Origin of the sequence: Brevundimonas sp. BAL450, assembly GCF_015767455.1 — a bacterium.
Taxonomy (GTDB): domain Bacteria; phylum Pseudomonadota; class Alphaproteobacteria; order Caulobacterales; family Caulobacteraceae; genus Brevundimonas; species Brevundimonas abyssalis.
Window position 1 is genome coordinate 221392 of sequence record NZ_JADWOW010000052.1, and the last position, 24755, is coordinate 246146.

At 67.9% G+C, this 24755-nt stretch carries 26 protein-coding genes and 1 other RNA gene; 12 read left to right on the forward strand and 15 right to left on the reverse strand.

The window, feature by feature from the left end; translation table 11 throughout:
* Positions 1 to 205 precede the first annotated feature (205 nt).
* On the forward strand, positions 206 to 880 hold the full coding sequence (locus IWC96_RS10095; RefSeq protein ID WP_081703481.1) for a DUF4145 domain-containing protein: 675 nt from the start codon (positions 206 to 208) through the stop codon (positions 878 to 880).
* 709 nt (positions 881 to 1589) lie between these two features.
* On the opposite strand, the gene IWC96_RS10100 is transcribed toward IWC96_RS10095, so the two are convergent.
* From IWC96_RS10100 to arsB, 3 genes are all read right to left on the reverse strand, one after another.
* Complete coding sequence (locus tag IWC96_RS10100) at positions 1590 to 2135, reverse strand: hypothetical protein (protein WP_196838848.1); 546 nt, start codon at positions 2133 to 2135, stop codon at positions 1590 to 1592.
* A gap of 692 nt (positions 2136 to 2827) precedes the next feature.
* Entirely contained in the window at positions 2828 to 3088 is a 261-nt protein-coding gene (locus IWC96_RS10105) for a hypothetical protein (RefSeq protein WP_045319150.1), read from the reverse strand.
* Positions 3089 to 3402: 314 nt separating this feature from the next.
* A complete protein-coding gene (gene arsB, locus IWC96_RS10110; protein WP_021697793.1) occupies positions 3403 to 4479 on the reverse strand; it encodes an ACR3 family arsenite efflux transporter in 1077 nt (358 codons plus the stop codon).
* Positions 4480 to 4579: 100 nt separating this feature from the next.
* On the opposite strand from arsB, the gene IWC96_RS10115 reads away from it, so the two are divergent.
* From IWC96_RS10115 to IWC96_RS10130, 4 genes are all read left to right on the forward strand, one after another.
* Complete coding sequence (locus IWC96_RS10115) at positions 4580 to 4915, forward strand: helix-turn-helix transcriptional regulator (RefSeq protein ID WP_021697792.1); 336 nt, start codon at positions 4580 to 4582, stop codon at positions 4913 to 4915.
* 6 nt (positions 4916 to 4921) lie between these two features.
* Positions 4922 to 5344: an arsenate reductase (glutaredoxin) gene (gene arsC / locus IWC96_RS10120; RefSeq protein WP_021697791.1), complete on the forward strand. Its 423-nt coding sequence runs from the start codon at positions 4922 to 4924 to the stop codon at positions 5342 to 5344.
* A complete protein-coding gene (gene arsH, locus IWC96_RS10125; RefSeq protein ID WP_021697790.1) occupies positions 5344 to 6120 on the forward strand; it encodes an arsenical resistance protein ArsH in 777 nt (258 codons plus the stop codon). The genes arsC and arsH overlap by 1 nt, the downstream gene beginning before the upstream one ends.
* 89 nt (positions 6121 to 6209) lie before the next feature.
* A complete protein-coding gene (locus IWC96_RS10130; protein WP_196838849.1) occupies positions 6210 to 6614 on the forward strand; it encodes an OsmC family protein in 405 nt (134 codons plus the stop codon).
* Between the two features lie 264 nt (positions 6615 to 6878).
* Here IWC96_RS10130 and IWC96_RS10135 read toward each other — a convergent pair whose 3' ends face one another.
* Genes IWC96_RS10135 through IWC96_RS10145 form a run of 3 tightly spaced genes read right to left on the reverse strand, consistent with a single transcriptional unit; the run spans position 6879 to position 8671 of the window.
* Complete coding sequence (locus IWC96_RS10135) at positions 6879 to 7250, reverse strand: hypothetical protein (RefSeq protein ID WP_021697788.1); 372 nt, start codon at positions 7248 to 7250, stop codon at positions 6879 to 6881.
* Between the two features lie 13 nt (positions 7251 to 7263).
* On the reverse strand, positions 7264 to 7794 hold the full coding sequence (locus tag IWC96_RS10140; protein WP_021697787.1) for a phosphoribosyltransferase: 531 nt from the start codon (positions 7792 to 7794) through the stop codon (positions 7264 to 7266).
* Complete coding sequence (locus IWC96_RS10145) at positions 7787 to 8671, reverse strand: MJ0042-type zinc finger domain-containing protein (protein ID WP_196838850.1); 885 nt, start codon at positions 8669 to 8671, stop codon at positions 7787 to 7789. Before IWC96_RS10145 ends, IWC96_RS10140 begins: the two co-directional genes overlap by 8 nt.
* 72 nt (positions 8672 to 8743) lie before the next feature.
* Between IWC96_RS10145 and IWC96_RS10150 the strand changes: the two genes are divergently transcribed.
* From IWC96_RS10150 to IWC96_RS10165, 4 genes are read left to right on the forward strand one after another with little or no spacing between them, the layout of a single operon-like run.
* On the forward strand, positions 8744 to 9460 hold the full coding sequence (locus IWC96_RS10150; protein ID WP_021697785.1) for a cell division ATP-binding protein FtsE: 717 nt from the start codon (positions 8744 to 8746) through the stop codon (positions 9458 to 9460).
* Entirely contained in the window at positions 9457 to 10368 is a 912-nt protein-coding gene (locus IWC96_RS10155) for an ABC transporter permease (protein WP_021697784.1), read from the forward strand. The genes IWC96_RS10150 and IWC96_RS10155 overlap by 4 nt, the downstream gene beginning before the upstream one ends.
* The gene (locus IWC96_RS10160; protein ID WP_021697783.1) at positions 10365 to 10982 is read left to right on the forward strand and encodes a YdcF family protein; all 618 of its coding nucleotides are present in this window, start codon (positions 10365 to 10367) and stop codon (positions 10980 to 10982) included. Before IWC96_RS10155 ends, IWC96_RS10160 begins: the two co-directional genes overlap by 4 nt.
* A 4-nt stretch (positions 10983 to 10986) precedes the next feature.
* Complete coding sequence (locus IWC96_RS10165) at positions 10987 to 11694, forward strand: 1-acyl-sn-glycerol-3-phosphate acyltransferase (RefSeq protein ID WP_021697782.1); 708 nt, start codon at positions 10987 to 10989, stop codon at positions 11692 to 11694.
* Between the two features lie 33 nt (positions 11695 to 11727).
* On the opposite strand, the gene IWC96_RS10170 is transcribed toward IWC96_RS10165, so the two are convergent.
* Together IWC96_RS10170 and ffs are read right to left on the reverse strand one after the other, a co-directional pair.
* Positions 11728 to 13587, reverse strand: coding sequence for a DNA polymerase III subunit gamma/tau (locus IWC96_RS10170; RefSeq protein ID WP_021697781.1), 1860 nt, complete (start codon positions 13585 to 13587; stop codon positions 11728 to 11730).
* A gap of 217 nt (positions 13588 to 13804) precedes the next feature.
* Positions 13805 to 13900: signal recognition particle sRNA small type (gene ffs / locus IWC96_RS10175), an RNA gene on the reverse strand.
* A gap of 79 nt (positions 13901 to 13979) precedes the next feature.
* Between ffs and nudC the strand changes: the two genes are divergently transcribed.
* Complete coding sequence (gene nudC, locus IWC96_RS10180) at positions 13980 to 14894, forward strand: NAD(+) diphosphatase (protein WP_021697780.1); 915 nt, start codon at positions 13980 to 13982, stop codon at positions 14892 to 14894.
* A 118-nt stretch (positions 14895 to 15012) separates the two neighbouring features.
* Positions 15013 to 15723: a cytochrome c family protein gene (locus tag IWC96_RS10185; RefSeq protein ID WP_021697779.1), complete on the forward strand. Its 711-nt coding sequence runs from the start codon at positions 15013 to 15015 to the stop codon at positions 15721 to 15723.
* Between the two features lie 66 nt (positions 15724 to 15789).
* Here IWC96_RS10185 and IWC96_RS10190 read toward each other — a convergent pair whose 3' ends face one another.
* Both IWC96_RS10190 and IWC96_RS10195 read right to left on the reverse strand, forming a co-directional pair.
* Entirely contained in the window at positions 15790 to 16611 is an 822-nt protein-coding gene (locus tag IWC96_RS10190) for a C40 family peptidase (protein ID WP_196838851.1), read from the reverse strand.
* A 76-nt stretch (positions 16612 to 16687) separates the two neighbouring features.
* Positions 16688 to 18064, reverse strand: coding sequence for a M17 family metallopeptidase (locus IWC96_RS10195; RefSeq protein ID WP_196838852.1), 1377 nt, complete (start codon positions 18062 to 18064; stop codon positions 16688 to 16690).
* An 80-nt stretch (positions 18065 to 18144) separates the two neighbouring features.
* Between IWC96_RS10195 and IWC96_RS10200 the strand changes: the two genes are divergently transcribed.
* The gene (locus IWC96_RS10200; RefSeq protein ID WP_045319151.1) at positions 18145 to 18921 is read left to right on the forward strand and encodes a lipopolysaccharide assembly protein LapB; all 777 of its coding nucleotides are present in this window, start codon (positions 18145 to 18147) and stop codon (positions 18919 to 18921) included.
* Positions 18922 to 19019: 98 nt separating this feature from the next.
* On the opposite strand, the gene IWC96_RS10205 is transcribed toward IWC96_RS10200, so the two are convergent.
* The 5 genes from IWC96_RS10205 to IWC96_RS10225 are packed head-to-tail and all read right to left on the reverse strand — an operon-like array spanning position 19020 to position 24749.
* Positions 19020 to 19988 (reverse strand): type II secretion system F family protein, encoded by a 969-nt coding sequence (locus tag IWC96_RS10205; RefSeq protein ID WP_021697774.1) that lies wholly within the window; start codon positions 19986 to 19988, stop codon positions 19020 to 19022.
* Positions 19989 to 19997: 9 nt separating this feature from the next.
* Positions 19998 to 20972 carry a type II secretion system F family protein gene (locus tag IWC96_RS10210; protein WP_021697773.1) on the reverse strand — a complete coding sequence of 325 codons (975 nt, stop codon included), beginning with the start codon at positions 20970 to 20972 and terminating at the stop codon, positions 19998 to 20000.
* A gap of 3 nt (positions 20973 to 20975) precedes the next feature.
* Complete coding sequence (locus IWC96_RS10215) at positions 20976 to 22583, reverse strand: ATPase, T2SS/T4P/T4SS family (protein WP_370541127.1); 1608 nt, start codon at positions 22581 to 22583, stop codon at positions 20976 to 20978.
* A gap of 18 nt (positions 22584 to 22601) precedes the next feature.
* Positions 22602 to 24056, reverse strand: coding sequence for an AAA family ATPase (locus tag IWC96_RS10220; protein WP_196838853.1), 1455 nt, complete (start codon positions 24054 to 24056; stop codon positions 22602 to 22604).
* 15 nt (positions 24057 to 24071) lie between these two features.
* The gene (locus IWC96_RS10225; RefSeq protein ID WP_021697768.1) at positions 24072 to 24749 is read right to left on the reverse strand and encodes a CpaD family pilus assembly protein; all 678 of its coding nucleotides are present in this window, start codon (positions 24747 to 24749) and stop codon (positions 24072 to 24074) included.
* Positions 24750 to 24755: the final 6 nt, after the last annotated feature.

Below are 24755 nucleotides of genomic sequence, written 5' to 3' on the forward strand. Positions count from 1 at the left end.
GGCGGGGGGAGCAATGTGGGGGGGGCGACGAGAGAGGGTGAGCGGCGGTTTGGCGTGTTGGGTCCCAAGAGCGGCCAGCGGATCGTTTACGTGGTCACCGCCGCAATCAAAATGGAAATCCAACGCGCCACAGTTGCGATCTATGGTTCAAAATTGATCGATAGTAAGTTCTGATGGTGGCCACTTGATTTGCCCGGAGACGACTATGATCAGCCATCGACTTTCTCCGGATGCGGAGGGCCTACCCGCCTACGGCGTAAGTCTGCGTTGTCCTTTTTGTCGCCATGTCGGCGTATTCCCAGGTTTCAGTAAGGTCAATGATGTAAAATGGCTAACCTCTGAGTACCAGAGTGGCGTTCCTGGAGGCGGAAAAATTGGCGTAGATTGGTCTGCTGGGGTACGGCGGTGCCCAAACACGGACTGCTCAAGTTTAGTTTTTGTCATTATAAAAAGGAAGACACTCTACGCGAGCTTTCCTTCCGAGACTATCGATTTTGACTCCTCCGAGCTGCCCGAGAGTATATTACGGTCTCTGGAAGAAGCGATTAAATGCCATTCAAATGGAGCCTATCGAGCTTCAACATTGATGGTTCGCAGGCTTCTCGAAGAACTCTGCGCGGACCGCGGTGCAAAGGGAAGCGACCTTAAAAAACGGCTGCTCGCATTGTCACAAACAATCGTCCTTCCTCAGGAACTCCTAGAAGCCGCAGACGAACTAAGGCTTTTGGGAAACGATGCGGCGCACATAGAAGCCAGAATTTATGATGACATCGGCCAAAGCGAAGCTGAACTAGCAATCGAGCTGGCCAAAGAACTTCTTAAGGCAGTCTATCAATATGCATCTCTTGTCAGCAGACTTCGTGCTTTAAAACGCCCATAAATAGAAACTAACATATCCACTACTCGTAATTACCAGCCTACCTAATCAGAATAAATATATACACGGAAATGATAACGGCGATTAATATCATAATAGCGGAAGAACCTCTCCGCCCCTTCACACTCGCTACCTGCGCAATTTGCTTTATGGGCCAAAGATGACTTGGCGACGGGATGATGCCAGTTACCGCGAGTGTAAAGTAAACCATTCCGATCCACATGGCGCCTATATAAGCAATGTTGGACTTAAGGATCCCAATAGATAAGCCAACTATAGAATCCTGCGGCGCACTTCCGTATAAAATATTCGCAGCAGCAAATAGACCGACGGTTACAGCTGGGACAACTGCTGCTGCTACGTTGTGTTGAATTCTCAGACGTCGCTTGGCTTCGAGAGTGACGTTCAGAGAATTTCTTATGTCTATGCCATCATATTCGGGGATAAAAGAGTGTCCTGATCGGCCCCTGAACTTAGATGCAATATTTCTCTCAAACGCGTCGGCATACGCCAGTATTCCTAGAGCATTTTCTTGAGCTTTAGCATGCTTCACGGACCTTAGAAGAAGGACACGCTTGTATAATTCGTATAACGTTTCCCTAACCCACCGGCCTCGAGAAAGACCATGCCGATCTTCCCAGACGGATGTAATGTTGTCCGTATTCTTACTGTGGTGATAGTGATTGTGGCTGACATCTCGAATAAAATAGAATCACTGCGCAGAGAGAGCCCGAAGTCCATTTATCCTTCGAATTCTTTTTCCGTCTGATATCAATACAATTTGGCTTCTGAAGCGTTGGGTGATCCTAAAATTAACGCGACCACACCGGAGCATTCTAAATGCTACGGCAAACCTGCTACCTTCGATGAGCGCCTGCTGATACGAGCGGAGAACAGGTTTACCGCCAAAGCGAAGCTCTTCACGAGTGGGAATCGAGGGGATCGGCTGATCCAAGTGCGCCATGGTAGCCCAACCAGTCAGGACGCCCATATCATCGTCTGAATCTCGGGTGGTGTAGGCCGTCAAGGTAAATCGGAAAGAGTGATCGAGATCCGAGACTAACCCATCCATGCGAGCAAACAGCAGGTTGTCTGAGAGATTCCTCTCCCTCTGGCACACAATAAGCCGTGAAAATCCAGCGCTCGAACGGCGGGCGCTCAGGAGATTTTTATCGCGGTCATCTGTCCCGTTGGCTTTGCCGATCATACTGAACGACATATGGCCCAGGATGTTGGGCACCCAACCCGTGTAGCGCATGGCCCCCCCGGCTACTTCAGCGCGTCAACCGATCATACTGCTCATCTGACATCTTACGGTTGAGAATCCAAATGGTTTTCCCACGACGCCGAACGCTTACGACTCCATCGCTTGTGGGCTCGTCGGGGCGAGACTCCGGATGTTCATTCACCCGCCCCAACAAGATATCCACAGATCGGGGGAACGTAGCTTTGATCTGCGCAAATGTGGCGTCATCGCCCTTTAGAAGGCGGAATCCGGTCCACCAAGCTGCTATCGCCACGGGAATCAAAAGGAGACCTAGCGATTTCTGGAGTAGGTCCACGATGTCCATAAGTTGTGGTGTCCTTGGATTGAACCCCTAGATGTTGAATCAACTAAGGGCAGATCGCAAGGGGGTATTTCGCTAGGGAAAAAGACGAATCAAGTCAACAGACTGAATCGCACGCCATCTTCTTCGCAATGAATCTTGCGAGTTGATCGATGATTCGATTTGTCTGCGTCGCACGCTTGTTCTTGAGTTCTTTTCCACAGGCTGTGACTAGCTTTTCAAAATGCGGCTACGCCTGCGCTCGGTGCGCTGACTCCGATAGCGCCGCAAAGATTTGCGGGCGCTCAAAAAAACTAACTGTTTGATCCCCCCGGAGTCTGAAACCCATCCCCCCGTCAGGTCCCGTCCCCTTGCCCCGGCGGCGCGCGGGTGGAACATCGGGTCAGGGCGGCGGCGAGGGGGCCATGCGGGACGATACGACCATCGACCATGGCCAGGAGCCGCCCACGGACGCCGACCTGCGGCCGGCCTTCGTCCATTCGGGGTGCACGCGCGGCCGCTGGATCCGCGCATCGCCCGGGTGCAGGCCCTGTTCCATGAGGACCGGACCAGCGCGCGCATGGCGGCGGCCCAGTTCGATCTGGATCTGGACCCGGCCTGGGCCCTCCATCTCCAGCGCAAGCGCCTGCCCGGCCGTCAACACGGCGGCGTCCGCACGATTTCATCCCCCTGCCTCCCACGCCCCTATAATGCCCCGGCGAGCATCAGGCCGTGGAGGGCGATTTCAGACAATTCAGACAATTCAGACGGTGTTTTTTTTCGGCCCCCGGAGTCCGAAATCCAGCCCTCCGCCCCGGGCGGGTCAGGCCGGTTTGATACTCTTGATACGATTCAGACCCTGTTTTTCCGGAGGCCGGAGTCCGAAATCCAGCCCTTGTGCGGGGCCGGTTTCAGACTGATTTCGGACAATTCGCACCCTGTTTTTCTGAGTCCGGAGTCCGAAATCCGGACACGGTCTCAGTCGCGCGCCCTGGGCCTGGGGGCGCGGATCGCGGTCTCCTCGGCCGGGAACCAGTGGGCGGTGCGGTTGGCGAACCAGACCAGCGACAGCATCACCGGCACCTCGACCAGCACCCCCACCACGGTGACCAGCGCCGCGATGGAGTTGAGGCCGAACAGGCCGATGGCCACGGCGACGGCGAGCTCGAAGAAGTTCGAGGTGCCGATCATGGCGCAGGGGGCGGCGATCTTGTGGGGCACGCGCCAGGCCCTGGCCGCCCAGTAGGCCGCGGCGAAGATGCCGTAGGACTGGATCAGCAGCGGGATCGCGATCATCACGATGACGAGGGGCCGCGACAGGATCACCTCGCCCTGGAAGCCGAACAGCAGCACCACGGTCGCCAGCAAACCCAGGATGGACAAGGGTTTGATCCGGGCTGTGAAGGCGCTCACCGCGGCCTCCGCCTGCGCGGGACCGGCGGCGTGGCGGGTCATCAGCATCCGCGTGACGACGCCCGCCGCCAGCGGGATCACCACATACAGGCCCACCGACAGCAGCAGCGTCTCCCACGGCACGATGATGTCGGTGACGCCCAGCAGCAGGGCGACGATCGGGGCATAGGCGAAGACCATGATGGCGTCGTTCAGCGACACCTGGGCCAGGGTGTAGTTCGGATCGCCCCGGGTCATCTGGGACCAGACGAAGACCATGGCCGTGCAGGGCGCCGCGCCCAGCAGGATCAGGCCGGCGATGTACTGCCCCGCCGTGCCCGGCTCGATGAAGGGAGCGAAGACCCACTCGAAGAACAGCACGCCGAGGGCGGCCATGGTGAAGGGCTTGATCAGCCAGTTCACCACCAGGGTGATGATCATCCCCTTGGGCCGTTGGTGCACCCGCGCGAGGCTGGTGAAATCCACCGCCGTCATCATCGGATAGACCATGAACCAGATCAGGACCGCGACGACGAAATTGACCGAGCCGTATTGCAGTCCTGCGAGATATCCGACGAACGCCGGCGCGACCTGGCCGAGCACCAGACCGACGAGGATCGCCAGCGCGACCCAGATCGAAAGATAGCGTTCGAACACCGGCATGGGCGGGGTCTTCCTCAGGCTCAGGCAAGGCGGGCGCGTTCGGCGCGAGGAAAAGCAGCCCCGCCCTTGAGGTGCAAGTTAATTCCATTATGTTGGAATTATGGAATCCGAGCCCGCCATGCTCGCGCTCGCGGCGCTGGCCCAGACCACCCGTCTGGAGACCTTCCGCCTGTTGGTGCGCCATGAGCCTGAAGGCCTGGCTGCAGGCGATATCGCCGCTCAACTGGCCGTGCCCGCCAACACCCTGTCCGCCCATCTCGGGGTGCTGTCCCGGGCGGGGCTGATCACCGCCGAGCGGCGCAGCCGCTCGATCATCTATCGCGCCGATCTCGACCGGCTTCGCGGCCTCGTCCTGTTCCTGCTGAACGATTGCTGCCAGGGCCGTGCGGACCTTTGCGAGCCCCTGATCGCCCAACTCTCACCCTGCCGCGCCTGAGGCCCCATGGACGTCATCATCTACCACAATCCCGCCTGCGGGACGTCGCGCAACACCCTGGCCCTGATCCGGCACGTCGGGATCGAACCGCATGTGATCGACTATCTGAAGACTCCGCCCAGCCGCGCCCTGGTCAAGGATCTGGTGGCTCGCATGGGCGTGCCGCTGCGCGAGGTTCTTCGCGAAAAGGGAACGCCCTTCGCCGAACTGGGACTGGGCGATCCGGCGCTCGACGACGACCAGCTTCTGGATGCGGTCGAGGCGCACCCCGTCCTCCTCAATCGTCCGATCGTCATCACATCGAAGGGCGTGCGCCTGTGCCGTCCATCGGAGGCCGTGCTGGACCTGCTCCCGGAGGACGGGCTCAAGCCGTTCGTCAAGGAAGACGGCGAAGTGGTGATCGACCCCGAAGGCCGCAGGGTTCGCTGATGATCGATGACCCCATCGGCGGCCGCCTCCGCGATCTGCCGGACCCGGATCACCTGCCGGCGCTCGACCCGGCCTTCCTCCGCCGCGCCCCGGCCACAGGGCTGGGCCCGGCCGATCCGCCGCCTCGCATCCTGCTGCTCTACGGGTCGCTCCGGGAACGGTCGTATTCGCGCCTCTGTGTCGAGGAGGCGGCGCGGCTGCTGCGGCTCATGGGCTGCGAGACCCGCATCTTCGACCCGCGCGACCTGCCCCTGACCGATCAGCATGTCGCCGACGACCACCCCGCCGTCCATGAACTGCGCGAGCACGCCATGTGGAGCGAGGGCATGGTCTGGTGCAGCCCGGAGCGGCACGGCCAGGTCTCCGGCATCATGAAGCTGCAGATCGACCACCTCCCGCTCAGCATGGGCGGCCGTCGCCCCACCCAGGGGCGGACCCTGGCGGTGATGCAGGTTTCGGGCGGCTCGCAGAGCTTCAATGCCGTCAACACCCTGCGCCTGCTCGGGCGCTGGATGCGGATGGTCACCATCCCCAACCAGTCCAGCGTCGCCAAGGCCTTCACCGAGTTCGACGACGACGGCCGCATGAAGCCGTCCAGCTATTACGACCGGATCGTCGATGTGATGGAGGAGCTGGTGCGCTTCACCGTCCTGTTGCGTCCCCACGCCGCCCAACTGGTCGACCGCTATTCCGAGCGCAAGGCCGCCGGCGTCCCGTTGGACGCCGCGACGGATCTTTCCGCCATCGCCATCAAGCCCGCGTCCGGGCCCGCCTGACGCCAGAAGATCTTGCCCTGAAGCCCGGCGATGAAAGCGTCGGGGTTCCTCATCCCCAACACGGCGCCGGCCGCCTGAAAGGACAATCCATGCTGGAATACCGGGTCTCCGCCCGCCGCATCGACAGCCACGGATCGGAAGCCATGACCAGGGAGGCGCGGATCGTTCTGGACACCGACATGGCCGGCCGGCCGGACGCCTTCAATCCGGCCGAGATGCTGCTGGCCAGCCTCGCCGCCTGCATCCTGAAGGGCGCCGAACGGGTGCTCCCGATGTTGGAATTCGACCTGCGCGGCATCGCGGTCAGCCTGCACGGCGTACGGCAGGACAGCCCGCCGAAGATGATCCGCATCGACTACGACATCGTCGTGGACACGGACGAAACCGACGCCCGGATCGACCTTCTGCATCGCAACCTTCAGAAATTCGGCACGATCTACAACACCCTGGCGGGCGCGACCGACCTGACCGGCACGATCCGGCGAAAGGACTGACCCGAGCAGACCTTGCGAGGTCGGCCACGAGCCCTTGCCGTTTTCCACAAATTTAATCCCCCTGCCTCCCACGGCCTTATAATGGCGCGGCGGGCATCGGGCCGTGGGCGGCGATTTCAGACGATTCAGACCCTGTTTTTTTCCGGACGCCGGAGTCTGAATTCTGACCCTCCGCCCGGGCCGGGGCGACAACCGGTCAGGGGATTTCAGACTATTCAGACAATTCAGACCCTGTTTTTTGGCGCCGGAGTCTGAAATCCGCCCTCAGGCCGCGCACTCGGCGGGGACGTCACCGTCCTCGGCCCACAGGGCGCAGGCGCGGTCGATCTCGCCCTGGATCAGGGCGCAGGGGTTGGCCGGGTTGCAGGGCGGGCGGGTGGCCGGGCTGACCTGCCGGCACTGGTCCGCCAGGGCCTGGGCCGCCGCCTGTCCGCGCTCCTCGGCGCAGCTGCCCACCTCGGTCCCGGGCAGCAGCCCGGGCGTGGGCGGCGAGGCCGTCGGCGTCGGCTCGGGAGCGGTCGCCTCTGCCGCCGAGGTCTCGGCGGCCGGGGCCGCGGGCTCCTCAGCCTGCTGACAGGCGGTCAGCAGGGCCAGGGCGGCGAAGGGAGCGATCAGGCGGCGGAAGGGGCGAGACATGGGGGCGGGCTCCTCAGTCCAGGGCGCAGATGTCGGGCAGGCCGCGCAGGCGTCCGCCCGCGTCCAGCCCATAGCCCACAAGGTAGCGGCTGGGCGCCTCCCACCCCACGAAGTCGGGGGTCAGGGCGCGGGGCTCGGGCCAGGGCTTGCGGGCGAAGACGCAGGTCAGCACCTCGGCGGCGCCCGCCTCGCGGGTGATGCGCACAGCCTCGGCCAGGGACAGGCCCGTGTCGAAGACGTCGTCCAGGATCAGCACCCGCGCGCCGTCCATGGGGCGCTGGCACGGGGCGCGCACCTCCACCTGGCCCTTGCTGGCCTTGCCGTCGCCGTAGGACGCCAGCCACAGGGCGTCGAAGCGCACGTGGCGGCCCAGCCGGGCCAGGGCGCGGGTCAGGTCGGCGGCGAACCACAGCCCGCCGGTCAGCAGGCACACGGCGATGGTCTCGTCGTCGATGAGCGGGGCGATGCGCGCGGCCAGGTCCGCCACATGGGCGGCCACCTGGTCTTCGGGCAGCAGGACGGCGGGCGTTGCGGGGTCAGCCATGCGAGGCGGATAGCGCCTCGTCACGGGGGCTGTCGAGAGGTTCGGCCTCGATGGCCTCATCGGTCGTCTCCAGCCCGATGGCCCCGCGCAGCACCGGCTCGGGCCGGAACTGCACAGAGGCGTTGGGCGGCGGAACCGCGACCGGTTCCGGGTCGGGTGTCGGCTGGCGCCGGGCGCTCAGGTCGAAGGCCACGCCGATGTCGGCCACCCGGGCCTGGGGGTCCGGGGCCAGGGTGGCGAAGCCCAGCAACGCGCCGGGTGCGATGGCCGGACCGGGCACGGTCAGCATCTGATGGCCGATCTCGCGGCCCTCGGCGTCCAGCAGGGCGATGCGCACCACTGGCGGGGTCACCGCATGCTTGCGCACGTTCCGCAGGGCGCCGGAGACCAGCACCTGGCCGTGATCATTGGGGGCGGGCCGGGCGCGCACCGAGGCGAACTCCAGCCCCACCGGGTTCACCGGGGCGCCCACGGCGGCGTAGGCGGCGGCGCTGCGGGGATACATCTCGACCACCTGCACGCGGAACAGCCAGGCCGCGCCCAGCAGGCCCACGAACAGACACGCCAGTCCGGCCCAGACACCGCCCACGGCGGCGGCCCGGCGCATGCGCCGCTGCTGCTCGGCCCGCGCCCGGAACGCCTTCGGCAGCTCCGGCGCAGGCGCTTCGGCCAGGGATTCGGGGGTCAGATCATCGCGCTTGCCGAACGCCGCGGACTCCGGCTCCCCGGCCTTGGCGGTCAGCTCCAGCGGCTCATCATGGGGGGTCGCGCGCCAGGTGTGGGCGCAAGACTGACAGCGCACGCGCCGCCCGGTCGGGCCCAGACGATCGTCCGGCACGAAATAGCTGGTGGCGCACTCGGGACAGGTCAGTATCATGGCCGCGAATGCGAGGCGCGCCGCCCCCTCCCACAGGACCGCTCGCGCGATCCGAAATCCGTCAGTAACTTCATGCCGTTCAAGACCCGCCGCGCCACGACCAGCGCCCCGTCCGCATTTACCGAGACCGCCCGGCTTCAGGGCGTGGATTTCGGCTATGCCAAAGGCCCCCGCGTGCTTCGGGACGTGGACCTCTTATTGCCCCGCGGCTCTTTCCACTTCCTTACCGGCCCGTCGGGGGCGGGGAAGTCCTCGCTGCTGCGCTTGCTGCACCTGACGGCGGCGCCCGGCAAGGGGCGGCTGAGCCTGTTCGGGGAGGAAACCCAGGGCCTGCGCAACCGCGATGTCACCGCCTTTCGCCGCCGCATCGGGGTGGTGTTCCAGGACTTCCGCCTGATGGCCCACCTCAGCGTCTTCGATAACGCGGCCCTGCCCCTGCGGCTGGCGGGGCGACGACCCGAGGACTACGGCCCCGACGTGGAGGAGATGCTGCGCTGGGTCGGGCTGGGCGGGCGCATGGACGACCTGCCGGAGACCCTGTCGGGCGGCGAGAAACAGCGTCTGGCCATCGCACGGGCGGTGATCGGCAAGCCGGATCTGATCCTGGCCGACGAGCCCACCGGCAATGTGGACGCGGCCATGGGCGCGCGCCTGCTGAAGCTGTTCCAGGGCCTGAACCGCATGGGCGCCACCGTGCTGATCGCCAGCCATGACACGGCTCTGGCCGAGCGGTCGGGCGCGGGCGTGCTGCATCTGGAGAATGGCCGCATCCACGGAGGTACGGCATGAGCCGGGCCGGGAGCCTGCTGCCGCGCGATCCCGGCGGAGAGGCGTGGCTGGGCGCGGTGATCGGCGTGCTGTGCTTCATCGCCTGCCTGATGGCCGTCGGGGCGCTGGCGGCGGATCGGGCGGCGCATGGCTGGAGCGCGCGGCTGCGGGCCGAGGCCACGGTGCAGGTGCGCCCCCGGGCCGACGAGACCGGCGACGCCGCCGCCGCCCGCGCCGCCGAGACCCTGGCGGGCGTGGACGGGGTGGAGGAAGCCCAGGCCCTGGACCGCGAGGCCGCCGAGGCCCTGCTGCGCCCTTGGATGGGCGAGGCCGCCCTGGAGGACCTGCCCCTGCCACACCTGGTCACGGTGCGCCTGTCGCCCGAGGCCCCGGCCTCGGCCCAGACGCTGGGCGAGGCGCTGGCGGAGGCGGGGCTGGACGCCTCGGTGGACGATCACTCCCTGTGGCGGGGCGAGATCGAGCGCTCGGCCCTGACCCTGACCAGCCTGGCGCTGGCGGCCTTCGCCCTGACGGCGGCGGCGGCGGGGGCGGCCATCACCTATGCGACGCGGGCGGGCATCGCGGCGCGACGGCGCGAGATCGAGATCCTCAGCCTGTCGGGCGCCGGGCACGGCCAGATCGCCTGGCAGTTCCAGAAGCGCTTCGGCCGACTGGCGGTCCTGGCGGGGGCCGGAGGGGGCGCGGCGGCGGCGGCGCTGCTGGCCATGGTGCGCCTTGCGGGCGGCGAAGGGGGCCTGAGTCCGGCCTTGCCGCTGGCCTGGAGCGACCTTGTGATCCTCTCGCTTTCACCCCTGCTTGCGGCTACGGTCGCCCTTGCAGCCGCCTGGCTGGCCGCGCGACGGGCTCTGGACAACCGGGGCCGCAGCACGGCAAGCAGCGTTTCTTCCGGGGCAGGGAGCGTGGAATGAGATTACTCGCGGCCATCGTCATCGCCGTTCTGCTGTGGGTCGTGGGCCTGTTCGCCTTCGCGGACCGGGTGCGGTCGATCACCCCCGCGCCGGAGCCGGCGGCCGCCGACGGCATCGTAGCCCTGACCGGCCCCTCGGCCGAGCGCGTCAACACGGCGGTGCGCCTGCTGGAGCAGGGCAAGGCCAGGCGCCTGCTGGTGTCGGGCGTCAACCGCGAGGTGCGGCGCGAGGAGCTGCGCGCCCTGACGCCGGGCTCCAGCCGCCTGTTCGACTGCTGCGTGGACCTGGGCTTCGACGCCGAGGACACCATGGGCAACGCCCAGGAGATCGCCGCCTGGGCCCGGGCCAAGGGTTTCGACAGCCTGATCGTGGTGACCTCGGACTATCACATGCCGCGCAGCCTGCTGGAGATCCGGGGCATGGCCCCCGAGGTGGACCTGACCGCCCACGCTGTGCGCACCCCCTCTCTGGACAGCGACAACTGGTGGCGCTCGCCCGGCGACGCGCGGCGCATGGCCCTGGAATACAACAAATATCTTGTGGTTCTGGCCCGCGAGACGGTGCTGGGCCTGACCGGCAGGGGCGCATCCGGGGCTGAGCCTGAGGCGGCCTGAACCCTTGATCATCCTGCGCTCCATCCTGTTCAACCTGTGGCTCTGGCTGTCCATGCCGCTGTTCGCCGTGGGCCTGTCGCCCGCGCTGCTGATGCCGCACCGCTATGCCATGGCGGTCATCCGGCTGTGGGCGCACACGGTGCTGTTCGGCCTGCGCTGGCTGGCGGGGATCAAGGTGGTGGTGACGGGGCTCGAGCACCGGCCCAAGGGGGCCGCCCTGCTGGCGGGCAAGCACCAGGGCATGCTCGACATCGTGGCCCCCTTCACCTTCCTGGATGACCCCTGTTTCGTGCTGAAGAAGGAGCTGACGCCCCTGCCCTTCTTCGGCTGGTTCGCCTGGAAGACGAAGATGATCGCCGTGGACCGCGCGGCCCACTCAAAGGCCCTGAAGGACATGGTGCGCCAGACCCGCGTGCGGCTGGCCGAGGGACGGCAGATCCTGATCTTCCCCGAGGGCACGCGGACGCTTCCCGGAGAGCCCGGCGACTACAAGCCGGGGGTGGCGGCCATCTACCGCGACCTGGACGCGCCCTGCCACCTGATGGCCACGGACTCCGGGCGCTGCTGGCCGGCCAAGGGCTTCATCTACCGCCCCGGCGTGGTCACCTTCGCCTTCCTGCCGCCCCTGCCCGCCGGGCTGAAACGCGCCGAGTTCATGGCGCGGCTGGAAGCCGACATCGAGGCGGCTTCACGCGGGCTGCTGCGGGACTAGGCCTCAACCACCGGGGCCCTCGGCGTCGCGCCCTCAGTCGTCGTCCGAAGCTTCGTCGGGGATTTCCGGGGTCTCGGGCGCGGCGGGCGCCAGGGTGCGGACCTCGCCCAGTTCGGCGCCGGGGAAGGTCTGCATGACCGCCCGCACAAAGGGGTCGTCGAGGATCGCCTGACGCGCCACATCCTTCGCGCGGCGGTCGCGCTCGATCAGGGTCTCGCCCCCGCCCTGGCCGTTGGCGGCGATCAACCAGGTCCGGCCGGTCCAGTCCTTGAGCCGCGAGGCCAGCCGCCGGGCCAGATCATGGGGCGCGCCCGGGACCGGCTCGAAGGTGATGGCGCCGGGCTTGAAGGCGATCAGGCGCACATAGCGCTGCACATCCATCTGCAGGCCGATGTCGCGCTTCTCGCCGATCAGGGCGACGGTCTGGTCGAAGGTCTGGGGATCGGGGAGCTGTTCAGCCTGGGCGCCGGGCCGCGCGGCGACCTGGGCGCTGGCCCCGCCGCCGCCACCACCGCCGCGCGGCGCGGACGGGCCGGAACCGCCGCCCATGGGGTCGCCGGACTGCAGCTTCTTCAGCGCCTCTTCCGGACCGGGCAAGTCGGCGGCGTAGGCGAGGCGGACGATGGCCATCTCCACCGCGTCGGCCGGATTGGGCGCGCGACGCACCTCCTCATGGGCCTTCAGCAGCATGGACCAGACCCGCGACAGCGAGCCGGCCGAGATGGAGGCGCCCAGCGCCGCCAGCCTCTGGGCCTGATCATTGGGCAGGCGGGTGGCCGCCGGGCCCAGCATCTTGGACACCGAGGCCGCGTGGCAATGCTCCAGCAGATCATTGACCACCTGGGTCGGATCGGCACCGAAGCCGTAGAGCTGGCGGAACATCTCCAGCGCCTCGGGCGTGCGGCCGCCCATCAGGCTTTCGAACAGGCCGATGGTCTGGGTCCGGTCGGCCAGCCCCAGCATGTCGCGCACCACCTCGGCCTTGACCATCTGGCCGCCCTCGGCCTGGACCAGGGCCTGATCCAGCAGGGACAGCCCGTCGCGCACCGAGCCCTCGGCGGCCCGGGCGATCAGGGCCAGGGCCTCGCTGTCGATCTTCATGCCTTCCTTGTCCGCCACCTTCGCCAGGTGTTCGGACAGGATTTCGGGCTCGACCCGGCGCAGGTCGAAACGCTGGCAGCGCGACAGGATCGTCACCGGCACCTTGCGGATCTCGGTGGTGGCGAAGACGAATTTGGCGTGGGGCGGGGGCTCTTCCAGAGTCTTCAGCAGGGCGTTGAAGGCCTGGGTCGAGAGCATGTGCACCTCGTCCAGCACATAGACCTTGTAGCGCGCCTCGACCGGGCCGTAGCGGACGCTGTCCAGGATGTCGCGGATGTCGCCCACGCCGGTGTGGCTGGCGGCGTCCATCTCCATGACGTCCATGTGCCGGCCTTCCATGATGGCCGCGTCGTGGCGGCCGTTGGCCGTCAGGGCCAGGGAGGGGCGGTCGATGGTGTCGGATTCGTTGTTCAGCGCCCGGGCCAGCAGGCGGGCCGTGGTGGTCTTGCCCACCCCGCGCACCCCGGTCAGCATGAAGGCGTGGGCGATGCGGCCGCTGGAGAAGGCGTTGGTGAGCGTCCGCACCATCGCCTCCTGACCGATCAGGTCCTCGAAGGTGAGCGGCCGGTATTTGCGCGCCAGCACGGTGTAGGCGACGTCATCGGTCCGCGCCGCCGCGGGCGCGGCCGGGGGCGCCACGACAGCCGCTTCAACCGGGGCGGCCTCAGCGGGGGCGCCGAACATGTCGTCGGTGTTGGGATCGCGCTCTTCGACCTCGATCTCAGGCGCGCCGCCATCAAGGGCGTCGTCCTCCCAGGGAGGCCCGTCCGATTTCAGGTCCGTGTCGCTCATGCCCTGTCATAGCGCGCGAAGTCCGCCGCTGCGAAGACGGCGCGCTCGATTTCCAACAGTTTCGGAAAAAGCCCTCAAGCAGCGAGGCCCCGTGGGCCGCGCGATAGGGCGAAAATCGCGCCCTCAAGCCGCGAGCGTCCGCGGCGCGAGCATAAGGCAGGCCTCTGCCCTCAAGCAGCGAGCCGCCGCGCGGCGAGCGTTAGGGCAAAAAAGATGGAGGTGGAGACCGACACGACCCGAAGGTGAATTCGTTGTGGCTGCTGCCTTCCGGCCCTGACCAGGTTGGCGAAGCCTCCGCCCGCACCGATCTCCGAGAAGGGATATGGCGTCTAAACGCCGATTGATCAAGCGGGGCCTTCCGGCGCCGGGCGCTCGAGCCTAGATAGGCGGCGATGGCCTTTCTCCTGAACACCTTTTCCGGCAACCGACTGGAGCGCGCCAGCGACCGGCGCAACGATCCCGACTGGATCGCCGGGCAGGAGGAGAATCCCCACGCCCTGGCCCTGGCGTTGTGGGAGGGCCGGCCCCTGATCGAGGATCACGCCGACGGCCCGCGCCTGACCTGGCTGTCCATGCCCCACGCCATGGACCTGACCCGCGACCGCCGCGCCTTCCTGGGCCTGTGGAAGGATGCGCCGGTGTTCGCAGTGGAGTTCGAGGGCGCGGCCGACCCCGCTGCGGGGCCGGTCATGGGTCTGGGCGCCTTTCACGAGATGCGGGCCGCCGCCGCCCTGCTGCCGGGCCACGAGGCGGCCATGGCGGGTGCAGCCAAGTCCCTGTTCGACTGGCGCCGGCGGCACGGCTTCTGCGCCGCCTGCGGGACCGAGACCCGGGATTCGGGCGGCGGCTGGCGACGGGCGTGTCCCGCGTGCCGGGCCGAGCATTTCCCGCGGGTGGACCCGGTGGTGATCATGCTGCCGACACATCAGGACCGTTGCCTGCTCGGCCGCCAGGCGTCCTGGCCCGCAGGTCGCATGTCGGCCCTGGCCGGATTTCTCGAGCCGGGCGAAAGCATCGAGGAGGCCTGCGCCCGCGAGGTTGAGGAAGAGGCGGGCCTGGAGGTCACCGCCGTGCGCTATCACTCCAGCCAGCCGTGGCCGTTCCCGTCCCAGCTGATGATCGGCCTGATCTGCGACGTCAGCCATGACCGCGCCGCCCCGGACCAGACCGAGCTGGAAGCGGTGGCCTGGCTGACCCGTGAGGAGGCCCGCGCCGTGCTGGCTGGAACCCATGCCGAGGTTCTGCCCCCTCCGCCGATCGCCATCGCCCGCACCCTGCTGCAGGCCTGGATCGACGCCGAAGACTGACCCCTGCGACGCCGGGACGCCGTTCAGGCGGTTGCGAACCCCGCCGGGCCGTGTAAGACAGCCGCAAACCATGACCTTGGCCGGAATTCGGCCCTCTACACGGGACTCGACCACGCGCATGAGCGGCGATCTGAAGTGGAACAAGATTTTCGGCGCCGGTCTGGCGACAGTCCTCGTCATTCTGGGCGTAAACCAGGTGTCAGGCTTCATCTATTCCAGCGAACCGCCGGAGGAGATGGGCTATTTCATCGACGCGCCTGAGGAAGCCGCCGCCGGCGCCGCCGAAGTGGAGCTGCCGCCGGACTGGGGCACGGTTCTGCCTGTGGCCGACATCGCGGCCGGTGAGCGCGCCTTCGCCCGCTGCATGGCCTGCCACACCATCAATCAGGGCGGCGCCGACGGCATCGGCCCGAACCTGTGGGGCGCCGTCGGCGGTCCGATGCTGCACAGCGCGGGCTTCGACTATTCGCCCGCCCTGCGCGAGCACGCGGCCCAGAACCCCACCTGGACCTATGACGAACTGGACCAGTTCATCACCGCCCCGTCGCGTCACGTGCGCGGCACCAAGATGTCCTTCGCGGGCATCCGCAACACCGAGGAGCGTGTGGCTCTGATCGCCTACCTGCGGTCGCAGGGTTCGAGCGGCTACGCCATCCCCGCGCCGGATCCCTCGCGCCAGCCGGGCGCCGAGGAGGAGACCCCGGCCGAGGGCGAGGCCGTCGAGGGTGAAGGCGTGGAGCAGACCCCGGAAGAGGGCGTCGCCGCCCAGCCGGACGAGGAAGCCACCAGCCCGGCCCAGCCCGCGGCGACCAGTTCTCCTCAGAACTGAGGTCCCTTCTCAGGAAATCAAAGGCCCGGCCCGCAAAGGTCCGGGCCTTTTTCATGGGCGGGGACGCTAGAGGCGGCGACAGGCGCTGGGCTGATCCCGGCGGGACACGGCGTCGGCGAGGGTCTCCACCGCCACGCCCCTGTCAGGATCGGCGTGGATCAACCGTTCGGCGTCCAGCATCATGGCCACATGGTCGGGCCAGAAGATCAGGTCGCCGCGCATCAGGGTTTCGGCGGCGGCGGCGCGGCCAAGGGTCTGTTGCTGATCCGCCGCGCGGGGACAGCCCAGACCGCAGGCGTACAAAGCCTGTTGAACCAGGGCCGGCGCGTCGAGACCGGTCCGGTCGCGGCCGCCCGGCTGGAACGGCGCGCCCACGAAGCGTTCGGCCACGGCGGCGGGTTCGGCGTCAAAGGCGTGGAAATCGGCCACTTCGGCCAGAGCGATCCAGCCCAGGCGCGCCACACGGGCGAAGCCGCCCTGGACCTCGAGCACGCTCACAAGGGCGTTCAGGGTGAGGACGGCGTGCGGCGCATCGTCCGGCGCATCGAGAATTGGAGCGTCGACCGAAGCCACCCGGTGGGTCGGCTCAAGCACCTCTTCGGTGAGACCTTCCACGGCCACATGCCCCACGACGCCGTCTCGTCGCGAACGGCCCCAGGCCCAGCCGCCCGAGATCTCCAGCACATCGAAAATTTCCCCGAAGGCCAATTGATCGATCAGAACGGCGGCGTCATCGGCCCCGTCGCGCACCGGCGTCGTCGGCAGGACGCACTGCATGGGTGTGACCGCCCGGTATTGTCCGGCCTCCAGCACGCCCTCAAGCGCCTGCTCGGCCAGGTCGGGCCGGGCCAGGGTCACGCGCGGATCATGGGCAGAGGGCAGGGACAAGGATCGCGGTCCATGGATCGGGAGCTTCATCCCTACACCGCGATGCCGAAGGGGCGGTTAATATCGTTGGTTACTGTCAGGCATAACGCGACCGCAGCATGGCGAAACAGGCGCGCAGGGACTGGGCTTCGCCGCCCTCGGGGTGTCCCGGCCGGGTGCGCGGATTCCAGGCGAAGATGTCCAGATGCGCCCACGCCCCGGTCTTCGGCGCGAAGCGTTGCAGGAACAGGGCGGCGGTCACCGATCCTGCCTGGGCCCAGGGCGCGGAATCGTTGCGCAGATCGGCCATCTCGCTGTTCAGGCTGTCGCGGTAGCCGGGCCACAAGGGCATGCGCCACAAGGGATCGCGCACCCGGCGGGCGGCGTCCAGCAGGTCGGCGGCGAGGGCCTCGTCATCAGTGTAGACCGGCGGCAGCTCCGGCCCCAGGGCGATGCGCGCGGCCCCGGTCAGGGTGGCGAAATCCAGGGTCAGGTCCGGCTGATGCTCCCCGGCCCGGGCCAGGGCGTCCGCCAGCACCAGACGGCCTTCGGCGTCGGTGTTTCCCACCTCCACGGTCAGACCGGCGCGGGTGGACAGGATGTCGCCGGGCCGGAAGGCGTCCGCCGAGATGGCGTTCTCCACCGCCGCCACCAGCACGACCAGCCGCACCTTAAGGCCCGCCTGCATCACCAGCCGCCCCAGCGCCAGGGCGTGGGCCGAGCCGCCCATGTCCTTCTTCATGTTGCGCATGCCGGCGGCGGGCTTGATGTCCAGCCCGCCTGTATCGAACACCACGCCCTTGCCCACCAGCGCCACCAGCGGCAGGTCGGCCTTGTCCAGGTTCCAGCCGATCTCGATCAGGCGCGGCGCCCGCAGCGCCGTGGCGGCCCGGCCCACCGCGTGCACCGCCGGATAGTTCGTCTCCAGCAGGGCGTCCCCGGTGGTGACGGTGATCGCGGCGCCGGACTCCTCGGCGATCTCGCGCGCGATGGTCTCGATCTGCAGCGGCCCCATGTCGGCGGCGGGGGTGTCCACCATCTCCCGGGCCAAAGCGGCGGCGGCGACGATGCGGGTCAGGTCGTCCAGATCGACGCCGCCCGGCGCCACCAGACGGGCCGCGCCCTTGTCCTTCTTCGGCTTGTAGCGGTCGAACCGGTAGGCCCCCAGGGCGAAGGCCAGAGCCGCCAGCGCCGCGTCGCCGTCCTCCAGCCCCTCGAAGGCGTAGTCCCCGGCGGGCAGACGCGTGGGCAGGGCGCGGGCGGTCATGGGATCGAAGGCCTCGCCCGCGCCCCACAGAACCGCCTGAACACCGCCGTCGTCACCCGGGGCCGCCAGCAGTTCGCCGCGCGCGCCCTTGAAGCCGTTCGCCTTGGCCCAGGCGGCGACGCGGCTGTCCGTGATCTCGGCCCCCTCGGCGACGAGGCGGATCGGAACGGCGTGTCCTTCAGCGGAGGCGATGACGGCGTCGGGCATGGCGGTCTTTCACGGATTAACCAAGGGTTGACGCGAACGGGCCAGACTCGGGCATGCAGGAAACCGTTCGGACCGAACCCATGTCGCGCAAGCTGACCTTCGCCGCAACCGCCCTCCTTCTGGCTTCGGCCGCCCCGGCCCTGGCGCAGGAGACGGCTGCCCCGGCGCCGACCACCGCGACCGCGGAGCAGCGCGCCGCCTATGATCGGGCCGATCCGCTGGCGCGCTCGGTGTTCTGGGGCCGCGAGGTGGAGGTCAACCCGAATGATCCGGTCGCGGGGGTGCGCCTGGCCCAGGCCCTGCGCGAACTGGGACGCCATGACCGCGCCGCCGAGGCGGCCCAGGGCGTGCTGATGGTCCAGCCGGGCAATGTCGAGGCCATGCTGGAGGTCGGCCGGGCGCACATCGCGCGCGGCCAGGCCTTCTACGGCGTCGCGGCGCTGGAGCAGGCGCGCGACGCGGCGCCGAACGACTGGCGGCCCCTGTCGCTGCTGGGCGTGGCCTATCAGCAGGTCCGGCGCCCGGCCGACGCCCAGGCCGCCTGGACGGCGGCCCTCACCCTCTCGCCTGAAAATCCGACCGTCCTGTCCAACATGGCCATGGCCATGGTCGCCGGCGGCGACTCCGCCGGGGCCGAGCCCCTGTTGCGCCGCGCCGTGGCGCAGCCGGGGGCCAGCCTTCAGATGCGTCAAAATCTGGCCCTTGTGCTCGGGCTGAACGGAAACCGTGCCGAGGCGGAGCAGATCCTGCGCCGCCACCTGCCGCCCGAGCAGGCGGACCGCAACCTGAACTGGCTGGACAACGAAGCCGCCCGCCCGACCGGCGCCCGCACCTGGGAGTCCCTCTCGGGACGCTAGGCCAAAGCCCCAAGAAAAGGCCCTCAAGCCGCGAGCGTCCGCGACGCGAGCATAGGGCAAGAAGAATGCTGCGGGCCGCCGCGAGGCGACGCAGCGCCCTACATGCTGTCCTGGATCTTGATGATCGCGGGGCCCAGGATGACGATGAACAGCACCGGCAGGAAGAACAGGATCATCGGCACGGTCAGCTTGGCCGGCAGGGAGGCGGCCTTCTTCTCGGCGGCCGACAGGCGCAGGTCGCGATTCTCCTTGGCCATGACGCGCAGCGCGGTGCCCAGGGGCGTGCCGTACTGTTCGGACTGGATCATGGAGGTCATGACCGCCTTGACGCCGGGATGGTTGGTGCGGCGGGACATGCCTTCATAGGCCATGCGCCGCTCCGGCAGATAGCTGAGCTCCGCCGACAGCAGGGACATCTCCTCGGCCAGCTCGATGGAGCGGCCGCCGATCTCCTGGCTGACCTTGGCGACGGCGGCGTCCACGGACATGCCGGATTCCACGCAGATCAGCATCAGGTCCAGGGCGTCGGGAAACGCCTGCATGATCGAGGTCCGACGCTTGGCGATGCGGTTCTCGAGAAACAGGTTCGGCGCATAGAAGCCGAAGCCCGCAGCCATCACCGTCAGGGCCAGGCGCGACATGGACGGCAGGTCCATCACCCCCAGGACGTAGAAGTAGAAGACCGCCACCGACAGGAACACGAACGGCGTGGCGAAGCGGAAGAAGTAGAAGGTGGTCAGGGGGCGCGGCCCGCGGAAACCCGCCTGGGCCATCTTGTCGGCCACCTTCGGGTCTTCCAGCAGCTTGGAGAGATTCAGCCGCTCCACCACCCGCTTCTTGAAGCCGTCATCGGTGTGGCGCAGCCCGCCCTGGGCGTTGCGCACGATGGCCTCGCGCGAGCGGCGACGCAGCTCCTCGCGCCGCACGGCGACCGCCTTCATGCGGCCTTCCAGCTGGGCGCCCTGGGTCATGGAGCTCATCACCGTGACCAGGGTGGCGAAGACCAGCACCCCCACCCCGATCGAGAGCAGGTTCTGCAGGTCCGTGAAGAAGGCGATCAGGTCCATCCGCCGCCCCTAGAACTTGAACGAGATCATGCGCTTCATCACGAAGATCCCCATGGACATCCACATGGCCGAGATCAGCAGCATGATCTGGCCGCGCGGATCGGTGAACAGCAGGATCATGTAGGCCGGGGTGGTGATCATCACGATCATCATCACCGCCGGGGGCAGCGAGCCGATGATGCCCGCCGAGGCCACGGCCTCGGACGACATGGCCTTGATCTTCTCGCCCATCATGCGGCGCGCGCGCAGGACCGCGGACAGGTTGCCCAGAGCCTCGGCCAGATTGCCGCCGGTCTTCTGCTGAATGGCGATGACGATGGCGAAGAAACGCAGCTCCGGGGTCGGCATGCGCTCGTACATGCGGTCCAGCGCCTGCGACAGGGTCAGGCCCACGCCCAGACCCTCGACCAGCCGCTGGAACTCGGGCCCCAGCGGCGCCGGGCTTTCGCGGGCGATGATCTTGAAGCAGTCGTGGACCGGCAGGCCCGACTTGATGCCGCGCACGATGACGTCCACGGCGTTGGCGAATTCGCCCGAGAATTTCTTCATGCGGCGCTTGCCCAGAAAGCCCACGACCCAGCGGGGCAGCCCCACGCCGGTGATCAGGGCCACCCCGATGGTCAGCAGGGGATTGAGGCCCAGCACCAGGGCGATCAGGCCGAACGCGAGACCGGACATGACGCTGAAGATGATGAAGGTGCGCATCTTCATGGACAGACCCGCCTGACGCAGCTTGGCCGCCATGGTCACCCGGGCCTTGCGCTCCTTGCGGTCAGACTCCTTGAGCTGATCCATGATCTGCTTGCGGCGCTGTTCGGGGGTGTTGGCCGCGGCGGCGCGGGCGGCCGCGGCGGCCTTCTTGGGATTGCCGAACGCCTGGGCGCGCTTGACGGCGCGGTCCGAGGAATCCTCTCCGCCCACAAAGACCCAGCCGAGGCTGGCGATGACCACGAAGGCGAGAACGGCGGCGGTGAGCTCCAGCATGGCTTATTCCGCCGCGTCCAGGGCTTCGGCCAGTTCCCGCTCGAGCCCGTAATAGCGCGCGCGGTCCCAGAACCGGGGCCGGGCGATGCCGGTGGAGCGGTGACGCCCGATCACGCGGCCGTTCTCGTCCTCGCCTGTGATCTCGTAGACGAACAGGTCCTGGGTGACGATCACGTCGCCTTCCAGCCCCACCACCTCGGTGATGTGGGTGATGCGGCGCGAGCCGTCGCGCAGACGCGCCGCCTGGATGATGACGTCCACGGAGCCGACGATCATCTCGCGGATGGTCTTGGAGGGCAGGCCGTAGCCGCCCATGGTGATCATGGACTCCATCCGGCTGATGGCTTCGCGGGGACTGTTGGCGTGCAGGGTGCCCATGGAGCCGTCATGGCCGGTGTTCATGGCCTGCAGCAGGTCGAACGCCTCGGGCCCGCGGACCTCGCCGACGATGATCCGCTCGGGACGCATGCGCAGGCAGTTCTTGACCAGATCCCGCATGGTGATCTGGCCCTGGCCCTCCAGGTTCGGCGGGCGGGTCTCGAGGCGCACCACGTGCGGCTGCTGCAGCTGCAGCTCGGCCGCGTCCTCGCAGGTCACGACCCGCTCGGTGGGGTCGATGAAGGCCGTCAGGGTGTTCAGCAGGGTCGTCTTGCCCGAGCCCGTGCCGCCCGAGATCACCAGATTGCAGCGCGACGCGCCGATGACGCCGAGAACGCGCGCGCCCTCGGGACTGATGGAGGCGTACTCCACCAGGTTCTTCATCGTCAGCTTGTCTTTCTTGAACTTCCGGATCGTCAGCGTCGGGCCGTCGATGGCCAGCGGCGGGGCGATGACGTTGACGCGCGACCCGTCCGGCAGGCGGGCGTCGCAGATGGGCGAGCTTTCATCCACGCGGCGGCCCACCTGGGACACGATCCGCTGGCAGATGTTCATCAGCTGGGTGTTGTCGCGGAAGCGGACGTTGGTCAGCTGGACCTTGCCGCCCACCTCGATGAACACCCGGCCCGCGCCGTTGACCATGATGTCGGCGATGTCGTCGCGGGCCAGCAGCGGCTCCAGCGGGCCATAGCCCAGCACATCATTGACGATGTCCTGGACCAGGTGCTCCTGCTCGGCCACCGACATGGAGACGTTCTTGATCGCCACCAGCTCGGCGACGATGTCGCGGATCTCCTCCGACGCCGCCTTGGTGTCCAGCTGGGCCAGCTGGGCCAGGTCGATGGTGTTCATCAGCGCGTTGAAGATCGTCGTCTTCGTGGCGTGATAATAGTCGGACTGCTCGCTGACGATCTCGGCGACCGCCTGGGCCTTTTTCAGCTGCTCGAAGCCGGCGGTGGCGCGCGGTCCGGGGCCGGCCGGCCGCGCCGCGCCGCCCGGGGGTGAGGCCGGCCGGTTCGCCTGGGGCTTGGGGGCCAGCGCCTCCAGCCGGTCCGGCTGCACATCGTCCAGCGGCGGCGAGACATAGGGCTGCGCCATGCGGCCCTGGCCCGGCGCCTGGCCCCCGTCGGCGTCGGGCGCGAAGGCCTCGGCCTCCGACGGCCCGGGCGCGGGCTGCGCCGGGCGTGAAGGCGCCAGGGTCTGGCCGGCCGTTGCTGTGCGCTTGCCGAACACGATGCGGCCCTTGCCTCCCTAGCGCTTGAAAAGCTTGCCGAACAGCGACTTGCCGCCCGGCTTTCTGGCCGCCGGAAGGGCGGCGATCTCGCGGCGCGACACGATCTGGGCCAGGGTCTGGAACCCTTCGGCCGACCTGGACTTGGCGGCGGCGTCCAGGATCATCTGGCCGTTGTTGGCGGCCGCCCCGAACACCTTGGGCTCGAAGGGAATGGTCAGGCTGGGGTGCACGCCCAGGGCGGCGCCGAAGTCCTTGGCCGGAATCTCGGGGCGTCCCGGCACGCCCACCTGGTTCAGCACCAGCCGGGGCGGCGCGTCGTTGGGGCGGCCCTGACGGATCAGGTCCATCATGTTCTTGGCGTTGCGCAGCGAGGCCAGGTCAGGAGTAGCCACGACCACCACCTCGTCGGCCGAAATCAGGGTCCGGCGCATCCAGGCGTTCCACAGATGCGGCAGGTCCAGCACCACGAAGGGCGCTGTCTGGCGGATGCGGCTGGTGACCTCCTCGAAGGCCTCCGGCGCGATGTCCCAGTCTCCGTCCAGGGTGGCGGGCGCGGCGAACAGGCTGAGCCGGTCGGTGCAGCGCACCATCATGCGGTCCAGCAGCGTCTGGTCCAGGCGCTCGGGCTGGCCCAGGGCGTCGGCCACCCCGTTCAGCGGGTCCTGGTTGAAGTCCAGCCCCGCCGTGCCGAACGGCAGGTCATAGTCGACGATGACGGTGTTGGCGCCGATCCGCTCGGACATGGCGTAGGCGGTGTTGTGGGCCACAGCCGAGGCGCCGGCGCCGCCGCGCGCGCCGACGAAAGCGATGGTCCGGCCCACGAAGGGCTGGGCCGGATCGTTGAAAAGTCCGCCGATGGCCGCGATCAGCTGCAGCGGCTGGATCGGCGCCACCAGATACTCGCTCACGCCGCGCCGGATCAGTTCGCGATACAGCAGGATGTCGTTGGTCGGGCCGATCACCACCACCTTGGTGCCCTGGTCGCAGACCTGGGCCAGGTGATCGATCTCGTTCAGCAGGTCCTCGGCGCCGGCCAGGCATTCGACCACGATCAGCGGCGGGGTCGGCTCATGGCCGTAGGTCTCCACGGCCGCGGCGACGCCGCCGAGGCGCACCTGGGTCGTGGCCCGCGACAGACGCCGGTCCTGGCCCGCGCGCTCGGCGGCGGCCAGGGTGTCCTGACGTTCGGCGAAAATGTGGATGGCGATGCGCGGGATCGAGACGTCGACGGTCTGGCCGATGGGGGTCAGGGCGCTTGCGGCGCCGGCCACCAGCTCGCCCACCGGATTGAACGGCGCGGCCGGAAGCTGGGATGCGGGCTCGGGCGCCGGACCCTGTCCCTCCGAGGCGGTGAACTGCAGCGGCTGGCGATCCGCATCGGGCGTGGCGCCCGGTCCGGGCGGCGGACCGAGATCGAGGTCGAGGTCGTCCTCGAATTCGTCATAGGGCTGTGGCGCGAAGGCGTTGTTCATCGGTGATGCCCGCTCCTAGTCCACGGCCTGTGAGACACGGCTGCGCACCAGCTCTTCCTGGGGCGCCGAGGTGGGCTCGCCCGCCCGGTAGTTTTCGAACACCACCGCCCGGCGGGCGGCGTCCACCGGCGTCATGGCGCGCGGCGCGGCGATGTCGCGCGGATCAGCGATCTGGGCCGCCAGATTGGCGTTGACGGCGCAGCCGAAGTTGGAGGGCGACTGGTTGGAGCCTGTGCGCGACAGGCTCTCCCACGCGGCGCCGCAGCGGGGCACGTGCGCCCGCACCGTCGTGAACCCGGCCAGGATCGGCGCCCGGGGGTCAGGGGCGTGATAGCTCTCCACCCGGATGCGGTCGCCGGGCACGCCCATCTCCTGAAGGGCGGCGCGGGTGCTCCAGGCGGCCTCGCCCGTGACGGGATCGTCGCCGGCGGGGGCCTGCACCACGATGACGTCGCCGCCGGCATGGGCGAAACGGCCCGCCAGGGCCGACAGGGCGGCGCGCTGGTTGCCCGAAAGCCCGGTCGGGTGAACCGCCAGGGCGATGCGGTCCAGACCGTCCTCAACCTGCAGGGCCCAGCGGGCGGTCGGGGTGATCGGGAGGGGGGCAGACGAGCCCGCGCCGGCGGCGCAGGCCGCCAGGGCGGTGCTCGCGGCCAGGGCGGCGATCAGGCTGAGGGGTCGCACGGGGGTCATGGCCAC